This window comes from Alcanivorax sp. HI0044 (assembly GCF_001634945.1).
The window spans coordinates 1-1,222 of record NZ_LWEZ01001391.1 but is presented as its reverse complement, the minus strand read 5'-3'; the positions used below and the strand labels follow the sequence as shown (position 1 = coordinate 1,222).

Genomic DNA, 1,222 nt, shown 5'->3' with positions numbered 1-1,222 from the left:
ATGGTGGACGTGGTTAACCTTTTCCAGCCAGTGATACTTCTGCAGGGCAACCGCATCAAAACCGCCCATTTCGCCCATCATGGCAAAAGAGGGGTTCAGGCCTGCCAGGGCGTCGGCGGTAGTGCCGGCGCGAACGTGCTCGTCACGATCCAGAACCGTCATGCCGTTGAGGTCTTTCACCGGCACTACGGATTTCTCGAAATAGCCTTTTTCCCAGGCATTGGCTGCACGGGATTGGGATTCAGCGGCAAACTCGTCCACGTCACGACGGCTCCAGCCTTCGATGGTGGCGATCAGGTCCGCACCAATCCCCTGGGGAACAAAACCGGTCTTGTAGTTGGTAATCGGGTCCATTGCCCAGGCACCCCCGTCAGACCCCATGGGGATACGACTCATGGATTCCACACCACCGGCAAGAATCAGGTCATCCCAACCGGATGCCACTTTCTGGGCCCCGGTATTCACTGCTTCCAGGCCAGATGCGCAGAAACGGTTCAACTGATAACCCGCTACCGTATCCGGCAGCCCTGCGGCCAGGGCCGCCGTCTTGGCGATACAGGCACCCTGGTCGCCGACCGGGGTCACCACACCCAACAGCACATCATCAATGCGGTTGGTATCCATATTCGGAAAACGGTCTTTTACTTCATCGATCAGGCCTACTACGAGATCCAGCGGCTTAACCGTATGCAAAGAGCCATCTTTCTTGCCCCGACCACGGGGAGTACGGATGGCATCATAGATATAGGCTTCGGTCATGGAACCTTCCTCTTGCCTCAGGCATGTATCAGCGTTTGCTGACGGGTTATGAAGGGCTTGGGAGCCCGGTATAGGGTGGCAAGAGTGCCCCAGCCACCCCAATGTCTCAATGACATGAGTTAACAGCGCCGGTGAGCGGAACGGGCAAGGCTGCAAGTCATTGAAAAATATCATGTCGGTGCGGCCAATGAATGACCGTGCACCCGTGCTAAGGTCGCGGCAATTCGTTTCAGGAGTATCCGCCATGTCACACAGCACAGAAGTCTTCCGTTCCCTGCTGTCTTCCACGCTTCAACAGGGCCGGGGCATTGCCAGCAAAGGGCACAGCAACCGCCCGGAGGAGCCGCTGGAGCTCTACGACATGGAAGGCTGCCCCTTCTGCCGGCTGGTTCGCGAAGCGCTAACCGATCTGGATCTGGACGTGATGATGTTCCCCTGCCCCAAAGGCGGTGACCGGTACCGC

1 protein-coding gene and 1 pseudogene are annotated in these 1,222 nt (G+C 57.9%); one reads left to right on the top strand and one right to left on the bottom strand.

Translation table 11 applies throughout. The annotated features are described in order from the left end of the window. Window positions 1-759: pseudogene (locus A3730_RS20550) on the bottom strand (acetyl-CoA C-acyltransferase); the annotation flags it as partial. A gap of 244 nt (window positions 760-1,003) precedes the next feature. On the opposite strand from A3730_RS20550, the gene A3730_RS20545 reads away from it, so the two are divergent. Continuing rightward, window positions 1,004-1,222, top strand: a 219-nt coding sequence (locus A3730_RS20545; RefSeq protein WP_197477552.1) for a glutathione S-transferase N-terminal domain-containing protein, incomplete at its 3' end; no start/stop codon positions are given.